14 protein-coding genes are annotated in these 19,501 nt (G+C 64.7%); 11 read left to right on the top strand and 3 right to left on the bottom strand.

Features of this window, described 5'->3' with window-relative positions:
- Positions 1 to 77 precede the first annotated feature (77 nt).
- The 4 genes from solA (at position 78) to C454_RS02275 (ending at position 6,109) form a co-directional block, all read left to right on the top strand.
- Positions 78 to 1,220: an N-methyl-L-tryptophan oxidase gene (gene solA, locus C454_RS02285; RefSeq protein ID WP_004972248.1), complete on the top strand. Its 1,143-nt coding sequence runs from the start codon at positions 78 to 80 to the stop codon at positions 1,218 to 1,220.
- A gap of 284 nt (positions 1,221 to 1,504) precedes the next feature.
- Positions 1,505 to 3,259 carry a BCCT family transporter gene (locus C454_RS02280; RefSeq protein WP_004972245.1) on the top strand — a complete coding sequence of 585 codons (1,755 nt, stop codon included), beginning with the start codon at positions 1,505 to 1,507 and terminating at the stop codon, positions 3,257 to 3,259.
- Between the two features lie 34 nt (positions 3,260 to 3,293).
- Positions 3,294 to 3,452, top strand: a complete 159-nt coding sequence (locus C454_RS20610) for a hypothetical protein (protein WP_004972242.1) — start codon at positions 3,294 to 3,296, stop codon at positions 3,450 to 3,452.
- A gap of 140 nt (positions 3,453 to 3,592) precedes the next feature.
- Entirely contained in the window at positions 3,593 to 6,109 is a 2,517-nt protein-coding gene (locus C454_RS02275; RefSeq protein ID WP_004972239.1) for a GcvT family protein, read from the top strand.
- Positions 6,110 to 6,261: 152 nt separating this feature from the next.
- Here the strand turns inward: C454_RS02275 and C454_RS02270 are convergent, their stop codons facing one another.
- Together C454_RS02270 and C454_RS02265 are read right to left on the bottom strand one after the other, a co-directional pair.
- Complete coding sequence (locus C454_RS02270; protein ID WP_004972237.1) at positions 6,262 to 6,672, bottom strand: hypothetical protein; 411 nt, start codon at positions 6,670 to 6,672, stop codon at positions 6,262 to 6,264.
- On the bottom strand, positions 6,669 to 7,532 hold the full coding sequence (locus C454_RS02265; protein WP_004972235.1) for a ParA family protein: 864 nt from the start codon (positions 7,530 to 7,532) through the stop codon (positions 6,669 to 6,671). The genes C454_RS02270 and C454_RS02265 overlap by 4 nt, the downstream gene beginning before the upstream one ends.
- A 262-nt stretch (positions 7,533 to 7,794) precedes the next feature.
- Here C454_RS02265 and C454_RS02260 point away from each other — a divergent pair, with 262 nt between their 5' ends.
- From C454_RS02260 to C454_RS02235, 6 genes are all read left to right on the top strand, one after another.
- Positions 7,795 to 9,165, top strand: coding sequence for an SLC13 family permease (locus tag C454_RS02260; RefSeq protein ID WP_004972233.1), 1,371 nt, complete (start codon positions 7,795 to 7,797; stop codon positions 9,163 to 9,165).
- A 145-nt stretch (positions 9,166 to 9,310) separates the two neighbouring features.
- Entirely contained in the window at positions 9,311 to 9,964 is a 654-nt protein-coding gene (locus tag C454_RS02255; protein ID WP_004972231.1) for a helix-turn-helix domain-containing protein, read from the top strand.
- 183 nt (positions 9,965 to 10,147) lie between these two features.
- The gene (locus C454_RS02250; protein WP_004972229.1) at positions 10,148 to 12,013 is read left to right on the top strand and encodes an ABC transporter substrate-binding protein; all 1,866 of its coding nucleotides are present in this window, start codon (positions 10,148 to 10,150) and stop codon (positions 12,011 to 12,013) included.
- 51 nt (positions 12,014 to 12,064) lie between these two features.
- On the top strand, positions 12,065 to 13,060 hold the full coding sequence (locus tag C454_RS02245) for an ABC transporter permease (protein ID WP_004972227.1): 996 nt from the start codon (positions 12,065 to 12,067) through the stop codon (positions 13,058 to 13,060).
- Positions 13,057 to 13,977, top strand: a complete 921-nt coding sequence (locus tag C454_RS02240; RefSeq protein WP_004972224.1) for an ABC transporter permease — start codon at positions 13,057 to 13,059, stop codon at positions 13,975 to 13,977. Before C454_RS02245 ends, C454_RS02240 begins: the two co-directional genes overlap by 4 nt.
- Entirely contained in the window at positions 13,974 to 16,088 is a 2,115-nt protein-coding gene (locus C454_RS02235) for a dipeptide ABC transporter ATP-binding protein (RefSeq protein ID WP_004972222.1), read from the top strand. The genes C454_RS02240 and C454_RS02235 overlap by 4 nt, the downstream gene beginning before the upstream one ends.
- Positions 16,089 to 16,474: 386 nt before the next feature.
- Here C454_RS02235 and C454_RS02230 read toward each other — a convergent pair whose 3' ends face one another.
- Positions 16,475 to 17,515 (bottom strand): zinc-dependent alcohol dehydrogenase, encoded by a 1,041-nt coding sequence (locus C454_RS02230; RefSeq protein WP_004972220.1) that lies wholly within the window; start codon positions 17,513 to 17,515, stop codon positions 16,475 to 16,477.
- 98 nt (positions 17,516 to 17,613) lie between these two features.
- On the opposite strand from C454_RS02230, the gene C454_RS02225 reads away from it, so the two are divergent.
- Positions 17,614 to 18,387 carry an SDR family NAD(P)-dependent oxidoreductase gene (locus C454_RS02225; protein WP_004972217.1) on the top strand — a complete coding sequence of 258 codons (774 nt, stop codon included), beginning with the start codon at positions 17,614 to 17,616 and terminating at the stop codon, positions 18,385 to 18,387.
- Positions 18,388 to 19,501: the final 1,114 nt, after the last annotated feature.

Genomic DNA, 19,501 nt, shown 5'->3' with positions numbered 1-19,501 from the left:
TGAGTCGGACATCGGAAAAAGGTGCTTTGTGATACAGGTCAAGAGTGAAGGGGGGACGTTCCGAACCGCCGAGCACAATGAGTGTCCGCGACGACCGATACGACGTCGCCGTGGTCGGGGTCGGCGGGATGGGAAGTGCGACCGCGTACCACCTCGCCGACCGCGGCCTCGACGTCGTCGGTCTCGAACGATACGACATCCCCCACTCGCAGGGGTCGTCTCACGGTATCACGCGCATTATCCGGCGCGCGTACTACGAACACCCCTCGTACGTCCCGCTCATCGAACGGGCGTACGACCTCTGGGACGACCTCGCCGACGAGACCGGGCGCGAGGTCATCCACCGAACCGGCTCTATCGACGCCGGCCCGGTCGACAACGACGTGTTCGCCGGCTCGAAGCGCTCCTGCGAGGAACACGACATCCCGCACGAGGTGCTGACCGGTGCGGAGGTCAACGAGCGGTTCCCCGGCTACGAACTCCCCGAGGAGTACCGCGCGGTGTATCAGGAGGACGGCGGATTCATCGTCCCCGAGCAGGCGATTATCGCGCACACCGAGGCGGCGCAGGCGCGGGGTGCGGAGATTCGTGCCCGCGAACGGGTCGAAGACTGGGCGGAGACGAACGACGGGGGAGTACGCGTCCGCACCGACCGCGGCGTGTACGTCGCGGACGCGCTCGTGCTCGCCGCGGGCGCGTGGAACTACAAACTCGCCGACGCCCTCGACGGGCTTGCGGTCCCCGAGCGACAGGCGCTCGCGTGGTTCCAACCCGAGTCGCCGGCGACGTTCGCGCCCGAGGAGTTCCCCGTCTGGAACCTCAGCGTCCCCGAGGGCCGGTTCTACGGGTTCCCGGTCCACGACGTGCCGGGCTTCAAACTCGGCAAGTACCACCACCGCGACGAGGAAGTCGACCCCGACGACTTCGACCGCGAGCCGAACCGCGCCGACGAGGCGATACTCCGGGACGTCACGGAGAAGTACTTCCCGGAGGCCGCGGGGCCGACGATGTCGCTCGCGACGTGCATGTTCACGAACTCGCCGGACGAACACTTCATCCTCGACACGCTCCCCGACCACCCGCAGGTCGCCGTGGGGGCCGGCTTTTCGGGACACGGCTTCAAGTTCGCCAGCGTCATCGGCGAAATCCTCGCCGACCTCGTCGTCGACGGCGAAAGCGACCTGCCGCTCGACATGTTCTCGCTCGACAGGTTCGAGTGACGACCGCGGCTTTCGGTTTCACCTCGTCAACCGATTTGAGGGTATAACTTTCGCAACGTCCCTCTATTTGCGTATAAATGCCACTATTATCGAAGACTATCGGTTAAGATGTGTAATACCGATGGGTTGGTTGAATCGTGAGGGGTGTGGGCTCGTGTCACGGTCCGAGTGGACGCGCCGGAGCAGGCGCCGACCTCGACGGTGACCGCGGGTGGCCCCAAAGCGGGACAACGATATGAGCGTACACGAATTCCAGAGGCGGTTCCTAACGGAGGGTGTATCGAATGCCGAATAGCAACGACTCGGCCGACCGGTCTACGAGCGAACTACAGGCGGACCTGTTCTACCCGGAGACCGAGCGCGAACCCGGCGATGGGAACATCCAACGCTGGGGGCTCGACATCCACCCCGTCGTCTTCCCGGCCGCGCTCTTGATAATCGGCGCCTTCGTCGCCGTGACGCTCGTCCTCGGCGAGCAGGCGGCGAGCGTCTACTCGGGCGTCAGGGGTTTCTTCGAGGGTAACTTCGGGTGGTTCTTCCTCCTGTCGGTCAATCTCTTTATCGTCGTCTTGGCGTACTTCGCGCTGAGCAAGTACGGCGAGATAACCCTCGGCGGCGTCGAGGCCGAAAAGGAATTCAGCGACTTCTCGTGGATGGCGATGCTGTTCAGCGCGGGCATGGGTATCGGACTCATGTTCTACAGCGTCTCGGAGCCGCTGTACTACTTCACCAACGTCCCCGGCTTCTTCGACGCCGAAGCCGGGTCCGGTGGCGCGGGCATCGCCGCGATGACCCAGACGTTCTTCCATTGGGGGTTCCACCCGTGGGCCATCTACGGCCTCGTCGGACTAGGGCTCGCGTTCTTCTCGTTCAATCGGGGGCTGCCGCTCACCTTCCGGTCGATTTTCTGGCCGCTCCTCGGCGAGCGAATCTACGGCTGGCCGGGCCATCTCATCGACCTCGTGTCGGTGTTCGCGACGCTGTTCGGCCTCGCCACGTCGCTCGGCCTCGGCGTCGCACAGATAAACACGGGTCTATCGTACATCCTCGGCGAGAGCATGCTCGGCATCCTGAGCGTTCCGAACAACACCGGGATGCAGATTGCGCTCATCGCCGCGATTACCCTCATCGCCACCGCGTCCGTCGCGGCCGGCCTCGAAGGCGGCATACGACGCCTGAGCACGCTGAACGTCTTCTTGATGTTCGTCTTGCTGGCGTTCGTGCTCGTCGCCGGTCCGACGATGAGTATCTTCGGCGCGTGGGTGCAGGGGCTCGGAAACTACTTCAGCGACTTCCTCTCGTTGGCGTTCTTCACCGGCACGCTCGGCGGCGGTGCGTCCACCGTCAACGGTTGGACGGTGTTCTACTGGGCGTGGTGGATTGCGTGGTCGCCGTTCGTCGGCATGTTCGTCGCGCGCATCTCGAAGGGACGGACGGTCCGCGAGTTCGTCTTCGGCGTGTTCGTCCTGCCGTCGCTGTTCTCGACGGTTTGGCTCTCGGCGTTCGGCGGGAGCGCCCTGTTCAACTCGCTTCAGGGCAACGGCGTCGTCCTCGCGACCTATGGCGAGGCCGGACAGACCGTCGCGATGTTCGCGCTACTCGAACAGTTCCCGTTCAGCGCCGTCTCGGGACTGCTCGCGGTGACGCTCGTAGTGACGTTCTTCGTGACCTCCTCGGACTCGGGGTCGCTCGTCGTCGACCATCTCACGTCGGGCGGCAAACACAACGTTCCGCGGACGCAGCGTATCTTCTGGGCGGTCACGGAGGGCGTCGTCGCGTCGCTTCTCCTCTACGGCGGCGGGCTCGACGCGCTCCAGACGGCGGCTATCGCGACGGGATTCCCGTTCGCTATCGTCCTCGTCGTCACGTGCTACACGGTCTATCTCGGCCTCGACAAGGAGTACGAACTCCTGCAGTCCGAGGAGTTCGCCGAGCGGATAGAGAACCTGGGCGACGAAGATATCGACATCGACGTCGGTCGGTCTCGGACGTCGGTCGTGACCGACATCCGAGAGAAATCCGGGACGACGGACGACTGAACGGAAGCACCGAATCGATGACTCTACGCTATCGATGAACGCGCTCGCTGTCGTTTCGGCGGCGTTCGCGGTCTTCCTTTTCGTCGTCGCGCTGTTCGCGATGACTGTCGGTGAGCTACAGGGCGCGGGTCTCGCGTTCCTGAGCGCCAGCCTCGTTATCTACCTCAGAGAGAAGTACCTCGTCGGCGAGTGACGCTCGTCGGCGAGAAATACTCGTTGGCAACTGAGACTCGTCCGTGGCCAGACCCGGTTCTCGTCTCCCCCGGAACTTATACACCTCAGATAGTGGACCCGGAGAGACATCCGAAGGCCGCAGTCACTACTGTTTGGTATATGAGCACATGGTCTACGTTTCCCGAACGCGCCGGAACGGTCGTCGTCGGGGCCGGCTGTGTCGGCTGTAGCGCGGCGTATCACCTCGCCGAGTCGGGTCGCGACGACGTCGTCGTCCTCGACCGGGGACCGCTGTTCGAGACCGGGGGCTCGACGTCTCACGCGCCCGGACTCGTGTTCCAGACGGCCGGGAACAAGCTGATGACAGAGATGGCGTCGTACACGCGCGACCTCTACGACGGGTTCGGCGACTTCCGGACGTGCGGTGGCATCGAAGTCGCCTACACCGAGGCGCGCTGGGACTTCCTCAAACGCAAGCGCGAGTGGGGGCAGTCGTACGGTATCGACGAGGGCGAACTTCTCACGCCCGAGGAGGTCGAAGCGCGCGTCCCGCAGATAAACTCCGACGTTATCTACGGCGGGTACTACGTCCCGTCGGACGGAAAGGCGGACGCCGTTAGCGCCGCCGAGTCGATGGCGGAGCAGGCACGCGAGGTAGGCGTCGAGTTCTACGGCCACACCGAGGTCACGGACATCGACATCTCTGGCGGCAGTATCGATGCGGTCGATACCGAACACGGCCGAATCGAGGCCGACGAGGTGCTCGTGGCCACGAACATCTGGGGGCCGTTGTTCGGCGAGATGGTCGGCACGGACATCCCGCTCGTGCCCTGCGCGCACCAGTATCTCGTCTCCGACGAACTGGACGAACTCGATGGCGCGTCGCGCGAAATCGAACAGCCGCTGCTTCGGCACCAGGACCACTCGCTGTACTACCGACAGCACGGCGAGCGCTACGGTATCGGCTCGTACAACCACGAGTCGCTCCTCGTCGACCCGGCGGACATCTACGGTCCCGACAAGCTCGACGACCTCGGACTCGAATACCCGTCTCTCCGCGAGTTTACCGAGGAGCACTTCTACGAGAACACCCACCCGGACCACGACCGGTCGGCGTTCGACGCCGCCAGCGAACTCGTTCCCGGCTTCGAGGACTGCGAGTGGACCTCCGCCATCAACGGCATGTTCTCGTTCACGCCCGACGGCATGCCCATCCTCGGGCCGGACGAGGACACCGAGGGACTCTGGTGGGCGCTCGCCGTCTGGGTCACGCAGTCCGGCGGCGCGGGCGACATCGTCGCCAGTTGGATGGAGGACGGGACGCCGCGGCTCGACGGCTCCCGAGTCAACGCCTCCGGAGCGCACGTCTCCCGGTTCCAGTCTCACACGGGCAGCCGAGAGTACACCTACGGCCGCGGAGCACAACAGTACCGGGAGGTGTACCAGCTCATCCACCCGCGTGAGCAACCGAGCGGACAGCGTTCCCTCCGCCGGAGCCCGTTTTACGACCGGCAGGCCGACCTCGGCGCGGAGTTCTACGACAGCGACGGCTGGGAGGTCCCACAGTGGTACGAGTCCAACGAGACGCTCCTCGAAACGTACGACGTTCCCGACCGGCCGGACTGGCTCTCGCAGAACTGGTCGAAGGTCCACGGCGCGGAGCACCAGCACCTCCGCGAGAAGGTCGGCATGGTCGATATGACGACGTTCACCCCCATCGAAGTGACGGGACCGGGTGCGTTGGAGTTCCTGCAGGGTCTCCTGACGAACGACGTGGACGTCACGCCGGGCCGGATGCGCTACTCCGCGATGCTCAACGAAGACGGCGGCGTGCTCGCCGACCTGACGGTCGCCCGCCTCGGAGACGAACGGTTCGTGCTGTTCACCGGGGGCGGAAGCTCGGCGACGCTCCACTCGCGGTGGGTCACAGAGCACGCGCCCGACGACGGCTCCGTCGACGTGACCGCGCACGTCTCCAGTCGGACCGGCATCGGCGTCTTCGGCCCCGACTCCCGGAAGGTGCTTTCGGACCTCGTCGAGGCCGACCTCTCGAACGACGAATTCCCGTTCTACTCCGCACAGGAGACCTACCTCGGGAGCATTCCCGTGACGATGCTTCGACTCTCGTACGCCGGCGAACTCGGTTGGGAGATTTACGCCCCGACCGAGTACGGGTGCCAGCTCTGGGACGCGATTCGGGAGGCCGGCGAGGAGCACGACATCGCTCCCGTCGGCTGGGCCGCGCTCGACTCGACGAGCATGGAGAAGGGGTACCGTCTCTGGGGGACGGACCTCACGCCCGAACACACGCCCTACGAGGCCGGAATCGGCTTCGCTGTCGACCTCGACACGGACTTCGTCGGGAAGGCGGCGCTCGTCGAAGACAACGCAGACGACAGCACGCCGAGCGACCGAATCGTCCCGATAACCCTCGACGAGGAGGGCGCCGTCGTCGACGCGGGCCATCCGGTGTTCGCCGACGGCGACGTCGTCGGTTACTGCTGTCGGGCGGATTACGGCTACACTATCGACGCCGGCATCGCGTACGCCTACCTCCCCGAACAGTACGCCAGCGCGGGACAGGAAGTCGAAATCCGGTACGAAGGTGACGCCTACCCCGCAACGGTCCGGTCAGGGCCGCTCTTCGACCCCGACCGCGACAAGCTAATCCGGTGAGGGACGATTGCCGGTGCGTCACCGCCTCCGGTCTCCCACATCCCGCTTCCTACCCACTCGGTAGGGTCGTCTCCGTTGCTGACTTCACTCGCTGTCCGTCTCGCGAAATCCCGTCCGGCTCTACGGAGTTCAGCAGAGTCGGATTATCCGAATTATTCAGAGTTCTCGTCGTCGACGCCGCGCTGTTCGAGGACGCGCTCGACGATTTCTTCGGGGTGTTCGGTGGCCACGTCGAGCGCGGCGTTGTGGAGTTCGCTCTTCGTGACGCCCTTGAGCCCGTGGTCGCGGGTCAGTTCGCGCTCCACGTCGTAGGTGATGATATCGTCGAACTCGTCGGCGACCGATTCGAGCACGTAGAGCGCCTTGTGAACGGTCTCGTCGAACTCGAACGCGGGGCGCTCTCGGGGGTCGATTTCGTCGAGCGGTTCCGGTTCTGGCTCCGGTTCGGATTCGGCCGCGTCGGTGGCGTCAGCGCCCTCGGGCTCCGGTTCGGATTCGGGTTCCGACGCGGACTCCCCGCCTCCCATCGCGGCGTCGAGGTCGCCGAAGGGGTCTTCGCTCATCGGGCCACCTCGCCTTCTTCGACGATTTGCGCGAGTTCGTCGTAGCACGCCAACTGGTCGCAGGTGCTGTCGTAATCCCGCAGCGGCATGTGCTCGCGAATCGACGCGTCGATGGCCGAGCGGTGCCGAATCCCCGGCTTCGGCAGGTCGTCGTCCCACTCGCCGTCGTCGATGGCCTCGAACACCTCCGGGTCGGTGTACGCGAAGTTCGGGAGCTTCGACGCGATGTTCGGCTTCGAGACGAGCGCCTCCACGAGCCGTCTCGTCGGGCGGTCGTGGTCGATTCGGTCCCGGAGGTCGGTCGGTACGACGGCGAGGATTTCGAGGTCGAAGTGCTCCCGCGCGGGCGTGATAAGCCGCTTGACCGTCTTTTCGAGCCCCGAGAGCGCGCCCGACTCGGGGCGCATCGGCAAGACGAGGTTCTGCGTGGCGTACAGCGCGTTGTCGTTGAGTTTCCCGCGCGCCGCGGGGCAGTCCACGACGACGTAGTCGTAGTCGTCGCCGAGAAGCGGGTCGATGACGCGCTGTTTGAGCCGCGCCGACCCCATCATCACGCCGCCGAGGTCCGACTCGACCTGTTCGATGCGGTCGTTCGACGGGAGGAGGTCGATCTCGAACCCGGTCTCCAGGATGAGCTCCCGCGGCTCCAACTCGGCGTCGTCGAGGAGCACGTCGCCGAGGTGCGCTTCCGAGTAGAACTCCTCGCCGAACCCGAGGCCCGTCGTGGTGTGTCCGTTCGGGTCGAGGTCGACGAGCAGCACGTCGCTGCCCCGGTGTGCGAGCTCGCGGGCGAGGTTGATGGAGGTCGTCGACTTGCCGATACCGCCTTTGAGGAGACAGACGCTGACTGCACGTGACATGATGGGGATATCCGTGATAGCGAGATTCTCGGCACAGTTGAAATAATTATGGTTACTCCGACTCTTTGAGAAGCTCAAATAATCCAAGTAATTCTAATAGTTTCTATTCGGGTCGTGTCAACTCGATTCGCGCTCTCTCCTTCGACTGGCGGCCCGAATTGTCGCCGGCAGTAGCTATTTGGGCCCGTTGTGTGCAGATAAATTCGTGACAGATTGGTTGCCCGGCCGAGGGCTACGCGCCCCCGAACTCTCGCCGCAGACGGTGACGCTCGCGGTCGCCGCCGCCTTGCTCCTCGCAGTCGTCGGGCTCCACCCAGTCTCCGTCCTTCCGGTCCGGTCGCAGTACGCGCTCTCGGTTTTCGTCGTCGCGCTCCTGCTTTGGTTGACGAAACCGGTTCCGTACGTGATTTCGAGTCTGGCCTGCGTCTCCCTGTTGTACGCCCTCGGCGTCGTGGACTCCTTCGAGGCCGCGGTGAGCGGCTTCACCTCCTCGCTCGTGTACTTCCTCCTCGTGCTGTTACTCCTCGGCAACGCGGTCCGGTCGGTGGGGTTGGATACCCGGTTAGCGAGCCGACTGCTGTCCCCGGACAGCACCCCTCGCGGGGCGTTTCGTTCCATCGCGCGAAACGTCCTCGTGCTGGCGCTGTTCATGCCGTCCGCGATGGCCCGTGCGGTCGCGTTCATCCCCATCGTCGAGGAGGTGACCGAGGAGTTCGACCTCCCGGCGCGAAGCGGGTTCGAACGGGCGACGTTCCTCCTCTTGGGTCACATCAATCCCATCGCGTCGATGGCGCTCATGACCGGCGGCGGGATGGCGCTGGTCACCTCGGGCATCCTCGCGACGAGCGTCCGACCGCTCTCGTGGGTCGAGTGGGCCGTCTTGATGATTCCGCCGACAGTGGTTCTCTACGCGCTCGCCGCCGCGGCCGCCGGTCTCTTCAACGCTGTCGATGCCGACTCGACTGTCGACCCCGGCGAGCCGGGGATTGCGGACGCGCCCCCCGACGGCGAGTTGACCCGCGAACAGGGACTCGTCGCGGCGGTGATGGCCGGTACCGTCCTCGCGTGGGTCGTCGGGTCGTTCGTCGGACTCCCCGAGATTCTCCCGGCGGTCGTCGCGGTCACCGTCCTCGCGCTTCCGGGGGTCGACGTTATCGACGCCGACGACGTCAAGCAACTCAGTTGGGGCGTCCTCTTTCTCATCGGCGCGACGCTGTCGATTCTGGACGCCCTGGAAGCGACCCAAACCATCGCGCTCGTCGTCGACCTCCTCGCGCGGTTCGTCCCGTTCGAGGCGTTCAGCCACTGGCAACTCGTCGGGCTGCTCCTCGGGTTCGCGGTCGTCGTTCGCGTGCTGTTTTCGACCGGGTCGGCCGCCATCGTGGTGATTCTCCCCATCGTGCTGCGATTCGCGGAGACGTTCGGCGTGACGCAACTCTATCTCGGACTCGCGGTCCTCCTCGTGGTGGGGTCGACCACGATTCTCCCGTTCAACACGACCGCCGTCCTCGTCTCGCTAGACCGCGGACCGCTGACGAACCGGGACGTGACGCTGTTCGGGTTCGTGACGATGGGCCTGTCGCTCGTCGTCGTGACCCTCTCGTGGCTCTTCTACTGGCCGCTCGTCGCCTGAAACGTTGACGAGGGCGTCGCGAACTCGGGCCGGTATCATCGCCCGTTGCGGTAACCACCGGTCTATTTGTAGGTGAACGGTATCTGCCCGGTACGGGTGAGTTCGCATCTTACGTGTTGAGTTTACGACGGCTCCGACCGGCGTCATGTCGAAGATAGATCGCCGCCTGCGAGACGCCCGGAGCATCGAGTTGGACAACGCGTTTTACGTCGAGGACGGGACGTGGATCGAGTCGCTCACTATCGCCTCGAACGGCCCCTTCGACGTGGAGTCCCTCCTCGCCGACATCTCGGGCGTGACCGTCTTCTACGACGAGGAGATTCCGACCGCCTCGACCGACGTGCAGATACGTCGAGTGACGATTCTCGCCAACGAGTCGTACCCGTTCATCCTCGGACTGGTTCTCAGACAGGAGACGATTCCGAACCGCATCGTCCTCCAAGACGGCGTCTTCGAGGTCGTCGCCACCGCCCAGGACTGGGACCACTTCAGGGAACTCGCCGACGAGATTCAGGAGACGCTCGGGGAGTTCGAACTCCGCTCCGTCACGCAGGACGAAGCCCCGGGTGAACCGCTCGACAGCGGCCGATTAAAGGAGGTGTTAATCTCCAAGCTGACCGACGACCAACTCGCGGTTCTGGAGACGGCATTCAACCACGGCTACTTCCACATTCCGCGGGAGACCTCTGAGACCGAACTCGCCGAGGAACTGGGTATCGCGCAGTCCACGCTGAGCGAACGACTCCGGACCGCGGAGCGAAATCTGCTCGAACTCATCTACGGTCCGCGACAGGAGTAGCTCACTGCTTGTTGGAGAATATTGCCGCATCCTGCCGACCGAGTATATAAAGAACGATAGATATCGGGCCGTATCGGGAACAGCACCATGGAAGATACTCCATAACAAGCGGTCGCAATGTCGGAGAAAAATCGTGATAGTTCGGGTGTCGAACGTGGAACTGGCCTTACGCGACGCGACTACGTGGCGGCGACTGCGACCGCCCTCGGCGTGACCGGACTCGCCGGGTGTACCGGTGGCGGCGACGGAAGCGGCGGGAGCGACGGCGGGTCGAGTCTCACCCCCGAGGTCCCGTCCGGAACCCCGGAGACGGTCGAGACGAAGTACTGGCGCGAGTGGGAGACCATCGACGCCGACGAACCGCCGCTCGACTACAGCGCGACCGCCGGCGCGGTGTTGGACCCCGTCCCGGTCGAATTTTCGAGCGAGGACGACCCGTGGATGCGGGAACACGCGCTCATGGTCCAGCGCGGGCTTGACGCCCTCGGCGTCGGGACGCAACTCAACGACCGACCGCTGAACCAACTGTACGCCCAGAGTTGGGACACGAAGGGGCTCGAAGCAATCATCTCGATGAGCACCCACGGTCCGGACCCGCAACGCGGACTGGACCCGAACCCGCTTTTGATGCGGCGGAGCGAGACGAGCCTCTCGAACTACGACAACTACTACCACCCCGACCTGCAGGAGGTGCTGACGGAACAGAGTCAGACGACCGACCGCACCGAGCGCGAGGAGCTCGTCGCCGAGGCGCAGCGCATCTTCAGCGAGGACGTGGGCGCGCTCATCACGCTGTTCCCCGATATCATCACCGCGGTCAACACGGAGCGCTGGAGCGGCTACGTCCAGACGCCGGGCAACGGCCCGACGAAGGACTCGTTCGTCTGGTCGGAGGTGAACCTGCAACCCCAGACCGACGACCGGACCTACATCAAGGGCGTGACCACCTCGATGAACTCGCTGAACCTCCCGTGGGCCGCCGGCGGCGCGGAGGCGAAGCGGCTGACGTTCATCTACGACGGCCTCTTCGACGCCACGCCGGACCTCGAAGTCGTCCCCGCGCTGGCGACCGGCGGCGGGTTCGTCGACGACACCACCGTCGAACTCACTCTTCGCGAGGGCGTCGAGTGGCACGACGGCGAGCCGTTCACCGCGGAGGACGTGAAGTTCACCGTCGAACTGTACAAGGAACACTCCTCGACCAGTCAGACGCCGTTCTACGAGCCGGTCGAGTCGGTCGAGGTGCTCGGCGACCACGAGGTTCGGTTCAATCTGAAGGGCCCCGACGCGGCGTTCATGACCCAGCGCGTCGTTCGCAGCGTCATCATCCCCAAGCACAAGTGGGAGGACGTGGAGAACCCGTCCCAGCACAACCCCGAGTCGCCCGTTGGCACGGGGCCGTTCACGTACGAGAACTGGGAGCAGGGAACCCGCTTCGAGGTCTCGAAAAACGAGGGCCACTGGATGTTCGACGACGACTGGCGGGCAGACGTGCTCGGCGACCAAGCCACGACCGGCGAGGGCGTCGACCGCGTCATCTGGATAAACGTCGGCAACATCGACTCCATGATCGGCTCGCTGCAGGGCGGCGAAATCGACGCCATCGGCACGACGCTCTCGAACTCGCAGGCCGACCGCGCCGCGAGCACCGCCGGCGTCGAAAAGATGACCTCGGGCAACTTCGCGCCGCTCGACACGAAGCTGATGTTCTCCTGTCCGCTCGTCCGCGACAAGGAGTTCCGCGTCGCCCTCGCCAAGTCGGTCGACACCGAGGGCTTCGCCGCCGACGTGCTGCAGGACCGCGCGACCGTTCCGAGCGGGGAGAACCCGATTTCGGACCTCACGCCGTGGCACACGTCGGACACGACCCACTACGAGTTCGACATCGACGGGGCGAAATCGCTCCTCGAACAGGCCGGCTACACGCGGGACGGCGACGGCAACCTCCGGTTCCCCAACGGGGACGCGTGGGCCGCCTTCGTCGAGCGCATCCAGCCCGGGAACATGCACAAGCGCCGCGACGAACTCGGACAGGCGGACTTCTCGTGAGGTGACACGCATGTCGAACACTATCCACTCGTGGCGTTGGGGGGTCCGGCCATGAGCGAGTTCCAGCGGTTTCTCGCAAAGCGGCTCGCCATCTCCATCGTGCTCACCCTCGTGGCCGTCTCGGTCATCTTCGTCGTCCTGCGGCTGCTTCCGGGGAGTCCGTTCGAATCTCTCGTCACCGCGGGCAACCTGAGCCAGCAACAAATCACCGAGATTCGAGCGATGTACGGCCTCGACCAGCCGATGTGGCGGCAGTACCTCAGCTACCTCCAGAGCATCCTGCTGTTCCAGTTCGGCTACTCCATCCTGCGGAGCCAGCCCGTCTGGGGGGTACTGGCCCCGCGGCTCGTCAACACGCTCATCCTGCTCGTCCCCGCGTTAGTGACGACGGCGGTCCTGAGTTCCCTCCTCGGGATGTACGTCGGCTGGAACCGCGGAAGCAAACTGGAGAAGCTCAGCATCATCACCACGACCTTCCTCCGGTCGACGCCGGTGTTCATCACGGGCATCCTGTTCGTCATCGTCTTCGCGTACAACCTCGAACTGGTGCCAGCTTTCGGGATGCGCTCTATCAGCGCCTCGCCGGAGGGCTACGTCGAGACGTTCGCCTCGCTCGACTTCCTGCACCACTACATCCTGCCGTTTACCGTGTCGGTGCTGTACTACAGCGGCGACTTCCTGCTGTTGGCGCGCAACGGCGTCGTCGAAAAGCGGGGCTCTGAGTTCCTCAAGCTCCACCGCGCGAAGGGGCTCTCGGAGATGCAGCAGCTCGCACGCGCGGGCCGGAACTCCATGCTGCCGATTCTGACCTACTTCGCGCTGCGCCTCGGGATGATTTTCCAGGGACTCATCCTGCTCGAAGTCGTCTTCGGCTGGCCCGGCATCGGCCGCGAACTCGTGCTCGCCATCCAACAGCAGGACTACCCGCTGGTGCAGGCCGCCGTGTTCATCATGGCGCTCGCGGTCATCGTGGCGAACCTCGTCGCCGACGTGCTGTACGCCTACTTCGACCCGACCGTCTCGACCAGCGGAGGTGGTGCCGCGTGAGCACCGAGACGAAGCCCGAAGCCGAACTGAAAAAGCGCGTCGAGGGGGTCGCGGAGACGCTCCGCGACCAGTTCACGTTCCTGCGACGCGACCGCCTCGCGTTCGCCGGCGTCCTCATCGTCGCGGCGTTCGTCTTCCTCGGTCTCCTCGGCCCCGCGCTCGCCCCGCACGACCCCATCGAGCACACCGTCCGCGACGACGCCGGCTCGATGCTGCGGCTGTCCGAACCGACCGGCGCGGCTCCGTTCGGGACGACCGCCTACGGCAAAGACGTACTGAGCCAGTTCCTCGCCGGCGCGCAACCGACGTTCATCGTCGGACTGTTCGGCGGCATCGGGACCGGTGCGCTCGGCTTTCTCGTGGGACTCGTCAGCGGGTACTACGGCGGCTGGGTCGACGAGGTTCTCATGCGTATCACGGACCTCACGTTCTCGCTGCCGTTCACGCCGATGGCGCTGTTACTCCTGACGTTCGTGACGCCGAGCGTCTGGCTCATGACGGGTATCATCGTCGCGTTCCTCTGGAAGATGCCCGCCCGCGTCGTCCGCTCCGAGGTCCTCTCCGTCAGAGAGCGCACCTTCGTGAAGTCGGCGCGCGCCAGCGGCGCGAGCGACTTGCGGACGATGCTCTACCACGTCGCGCCGAACGTGCTCCCCATCGGCTTTCTCTACACGGCCTACGGCATCGCGTGGGCCATCGCCGCGCAGGCCAGCCTGGCGTTCCTCGGATTCGGCGACCCGACCGTCACGAGTTGGGGCCGGATGCTCCGACAGGTGTTCGAATCGGGCAACATGCGCGTCGCTTGGTGGTGGGTGCTCCCGCCCGCACTCGGCATCGCGGCCATCACCACCTCGGTGTTCCTCATCGGCCGCGCCTACGAAGAAGTCATCAACCCGGAGATTCAGACCGAACAATGAGCCTCCTCGATATCACAGACCTCACGGTCACGTACTCGACCGACAGCGGAACCGTCCACGCCGTCAACGACGTGTCGTTCAGCATCGACGAGGGCGTCAACTACGGCCTCGCCGGCGAATCCGGCTCGGGGAAATCGACGCTCGCCGAGGCGGTTCTCGGTCTCCTCCCCAGCAACGGCTCCGTCGAATCCGGCAGCATCGAATTCCAGGGCCGGGACCTGACCGGCCTCAGCGAGCGCGAGCGTCGCGACGTGCTCTGGGAGGACATCGCCTACATCCCCCAGAGCGCGATGGACTCGCTCGACCCGGTGATGTCCACCGGCGCGCAGATTCGGCAGGCGATTCAGACCCACCGGAACGTCACCGACGACAAGGCGCGTTCGCGGGTCCGAGAGCTGTTCGAAATCGTCGGACTCGACCCCGACCGAATCGACGACTACCCCCACGAGTTCTCCGGGGGGATGCGCCAGCGCGTGACCATCGCCATGGCGCTCGCGCTCGAACCGGACCTCATCATCGCCGACGAGCCGACCACGGGGCTCGACGTCATCGTTCAGGACAAGATTATCGACAAGATTCTGGAGATACAGGACCGGATGGACAGCTCGTTGCTGCTCATCACCCACGAAATCGGCGTCATCGCCGAGACGTGCGACGAGCTTTCGATACTCTACGGCGGGAAGGCCATGGAACAGGGAAGCGTCGACAACGTCCTCGTGAACCCCACGAACCCGTACACGATGGGGTTGAAGAACTCCTTCCCGGAGATAGAAGAGGGCGACCAGGACCCCGTCTCGATTCCGGGGTCGCCGCCGAACCTGAGCGAGGCACCCGGCGCGTGCGTCTTCAAGGACCGGTGTCCCTTCGCGACCGAGGAGTGCGAGGCGTCCCATCCGGACCTCGTCGACCTGCCGAACCGAAACCACCGCTCGGCGTGCCACCACGTCACCAAAGCCGCCCAGATGCGGCGCGACGCCACCGACCCGGAGACGTGGGGCATCCCCGACAGCCACGACGAATCGGACCGCGGCGAGGTGCTCCTCGAAACCGACGGTCTCGAGAAGTACTACGAGCAGAGCCAGTCGCTCTTGGAGCAACTCAGGGGGAACGACCCGAACTACGTCCGCGCCGTCGACGGCGTCTCCCTGCGCGTCCGGCGGTCCGAAATCCTCGGCATCGCCGGCGAGTCCGGCTGTGGGAAGTCGACGCTCGGCGAGACCATTGCGCTCCTGAAACAGCCGACCGGCGGCGAGTTCGTCTTCGACGGCGAGCCCTACGAGCACTACGTGGACGGGAACATGCGCGAGTTCCGCCGGAAGGTTCAGATAATATTCCAGGACCCCTTCGACTCGCTCAACCCGAGACAGACGGTTCGGCAGTTGGTCGGCGAACCGCTCACCATCCACGACTACCGGACCGACGAGCGCGAACGGGCCATCATCGAGACGCTGGAGAAAGTCGGGCTCACGCCCGCGCGGAAGTTCCTCGACCAGTACCCGCACCAGCTATCGGGGGGCCAACGTCAGCGCGTCGCGGTGGCCAAGGCGCTCGTTCTCGACCCCGACTTCCTCATCTGCGACGAGCCGGCGTCGATGCTCGACGTGTCGCTGAAGGTGAACCTGCTGAACCTCCTGCGTGAACTCGCGGACACCGAGGACATCGGCATCGTCTACATCTCCCACGACCTCGCCAGTCTGGTGCAGGTGTCGGACAGGCTGGCGATTATGTACCTCGGTCGGGTCATCGAGGAGGGGGACGTCGAGTCCATCGCGGCCGAGCCGAAACACCCGTACACCACCTCGCTCCTCGCGGCCGCCCCCGAGAAGGACCCGACGGTCGACCGCGACCGCGTTCTGCTCGACGGCGAGCCACCGAACCCGGTCGACCTCCCGTCGGGCTGCGTCTTCGCCCCGCGGTGCCCGAAGGCCGAAGACGCGTGTCGCGAGAATGAACCGGGTCTCGACACCGTTCGTGACGGCGAACACCGCGCCGCTTGCTACTTCCCGGACGGGGAGATCCCCGCCGACGACCCCGCCGACGACCGCTCCGGCTCCGCATACGGGAACCCCGAGTTCTCGTCGCCGGCTAGTGGCGATTCGGCGAGCGACTGACGCCCTCCTTCGGTTCCTCTCGCTTCGTCTCTTTGGCGACCGCTCGGTAGCGCCGCGTCCCGACTCGGGCCTGGGGTTCGACCCGGCGCGACAGAATTGTCTAAAATAGAAAATTCCACCGAAGAAAATATTTGAACAGTTTTCAAATTATTGGGCGCATACTCCCGAAAAAGACCTGCAATACAAATTCTAAAATCCAATCATGGGTCACTTATCCAAGAAATTTAGAAATAATGTATTGATTATCTATTCACACTGGTTAAAAACGCGAACTATGTGCTATGGGCGTGCCTTAGTGGTTGAATTGCCGCATCCGACCGAATATAATATTGTAGTGTATTTGAATTTCTATCTCTGGTTTGAACTGCTATCGACCGACACTCTCCTTACGCCAACTCCGAGATATCGAACACCGGCTTGCACGTCCCGCCCTCGATGAACGTCTCGAAGGCCTCGTCGGCTTCGAGCAGCGAAAACCGGGTGTCGACGAACGTCTCGCAGTCCACGTCGCCGTCGCGAATCAGGCGGAAGGAGCGCTCGAAGTCCTCGTACATCGAGGCGTACGAGCACTGCAGGTCGATTTCGGCCCGGACGAGCGGGGAGTAGGGCATCGAGGTCTCGCCGGTCTGACCGACGAGGACGATTTGGCCGCCCTTGCGGACCTCTTCGACGGCCGTCGTGAGCCCCGAGGGGTGGCCGGTCGTGTCGAACACCACGTCGTAGCCGACGCCGTCGGTGTGTCGCTCGCGGCGCGCCTCGGTGTCGTCGTCGGCGACGTTGACGGTCTCGAAGCCGAGTTCCTCCGCGAGCGGGAGCCGATAGTCGGCGTCCTGTCCCACGCCGGAGACGACGACGGTGCCGCCCTGTGCGGCCGCGACTTGGGCCGTGAGCAGACCGATCGGGCCGGGTCCTTCGACCAGCACGCGGTCGCCCGCGCCGACGCGAGAGTTCTCGATGACGGCGCGCGCGGCGATGCTCGTCGGCTCCGCGACCGCGGCGTGCCGCTGTTCCACGTCGTCCGGAATCGGATGGAGGGCGCGTTCCGGGACGGCGATGAACCGCTCGTAAGCGCCGTCGTGGTCGACGCCGGTGATGACCGCGTCCTGGCAGACGTTCTCCTCGCCGATGCGACACTGATAGCACTCGCCGCAGCCCCGAATCGGCCGTTCGACCACGCGGTCGCCGACGCCGAACTCGGTCACGCCGTCGCCGACTTCGACCACGCGCCCGGCGTACTCGTGGCCGATGACGGTCGGGAGCTCCATCCGCTCGAAGGCGGATTCGAACTCGTAGATGCCCGCGTCGCTTCCGCAGAGGCCGGCGTAGTCGACCTCCACGAGCACCTCTCCGGCGCCCGGTTCCGGTTTCTGTCGCTCGACGAACTCCATAGCGCCGGAGCTACGCTCCACTTTGGCAAGTCCTCGCATGAGAGCACATGTGGCACGGGTCCGTAAAAACGTATTGCATGCGGCACTCCCATCGCGCGTTCCGCAACTATCATGTCGGCACCGTGCGGACTGGAACCATGGTCGCATACGAGCACACGCCAGTCTCCGTCAGTGACAAGCGCGCTGTCGTCGTCGGCGGGACAAGCGGCATCGGACAGGCAATCGCTCTCGGATTCGCCAGCGAGGGGGCGGACGTACTCGCAACCAGCCGACGCCAGTCGGCGGTCGACGAGACGGCCGACGCCATCGAGGAGTTGGGCGCGAACGCGGTTCGGGAGACGTGCGACGTGACCGACCCGGCCTCGCTCGAACGCGTCCGCGAGCGCGCCGTCGAGGAGTTCGGCGGTATCGACGTGGTCGTCGCCTCGCAGGGCGCGATCTCCCGCGACTCGGTCCGCGACATCGACGACGACGCCTGGGACCACGTCACCGACATCGCGCTCGGGGGCGTCCGCCGCGTCACGCAGGCGATGGCCCCGGCCGTCGCCGACGGCGGGTCGATTATCAACATCTCCTCTCTGGCCGCGCGGCTCTCGATGGCGAACCTCCCCGCATACTCGGCGGCGAAGGGCGGCGTCGAGGCGTTCACCCGCGCGTCGGCGAAGGAACTCGCGCCCGAGATACGCGTCAACGCCATCGCGCCGGGGTTCGTCATCACGCCACAGAACGCCGACACCTACGCCGAAGGGACCGAAAAACGCACGCGAATCGACGAGCGAACGCCGCTCGGTCGAGTCGCGGAGCGAGAGGAAATCGTCGGCGCGGCGGTCTACCTCGCGAGCGACGCGTCTTCGTTCGTGACCGGTGAGGTCGTCACCGTCGACGGCGGGTTCGCCGACAGCGCCTTCTGACGCGACCCTCCGTATCTTCTTCCGCACGTCGTCATCCCGTCGCCGGCCGAGAGGGTTCTCTCGAACACCCGTACTGCCGTCGACGCGCGGTCACCGCCGGTTCCGAAGGGCGACTCGATAGGTGTTCTGTAATGGAGAACGCAGTCTACGGCGCGGAATCACGCTCGGTCTCGCATCATGACTCTCCTCGGTGCTCGCCCAATCCGGTCGCTTTCGCCCGCCTCCGCCCTTCTGCATTACAAGCGTACCTGTGTAATCTGGGCCGCGACCGTCCAGCGTCAAGCGCTTGCGTTGTGAACATTCCCGGTCGATATCGACGACCCATCGTTCTGTGATAGAGAACTTGTTGATTCGGCCGCCCCCGGGCCGAAGATACGCTGAATGTCAACGATACGCACGCAAAGACGGACTATCTCTCCTGTCTCTGGCAGACGTGTCTCTTCGGGGAGGCGGCAGACCGTGAGAACACGTCCGAAACGGCCGAAATCACGAACGTCGAACGTTCCGTCTCTCTGTGCCCGTGTTCTGACTATGAGAACAACACTGTCGGATGCCAGCACGACGGTTCCGAGCCCTTGGCGGCCACGTCGCGGCCGCCGTTCGGCGGTCGGCTCCTCGTCGCTCGGATACGACCTCCTCTCGAACTCGCTCTCGTCCCGCGATTCCGCGCCGTTCGCCGCCAGTTGGTGTCCACGTCGGGACGTACTTTTATAACAATAGATGGTAATGGGGATACTGAATGCAGTACCACCAGCTTGAGGTGTCGGGAGAGCGCTGTCTCACGGCAACTCGCGACTCCACGACGTACGACCTCACGAGCGCCGACGAGGANCAGTACCACCAGCTTGAGGTGTCGGGAGAGCGCTGTCTCACGGCAACTCGCGACTCCACGACGTACGACCTCACGAGCGCCGACGAGGATCTCCGGACGTTCGGGGATTTGGCTCGGGTGGCCGGTATCGCCCGAATCCCAATCGACCGACTTGCCGCCGAACTCTCCGAAAACGCCGACGTGATCGACGAGAAGTTCGTCGACCAGCACACGACCGTCCCAGTTGACGCCGAAGAAGTCTGGGCGGCGGGCGTCACCTACCAGATCAGCGAGCAGGCGCGC

The sequence above is a fragment of the Haloferax gibbonsii ATCC 33959 genome (genome assembly GCF_000336775.1).
GTDB lineage: Archaea > Halobacteriota > Halobacteria > Halobacteriales > Haloferacaceae > Haloferax > Haloferax gibbonsii.
Note: the sequence above shows the minus strand (reverse complement) of the source record. Positions and strands in the feature narration are given on the sequence as shown.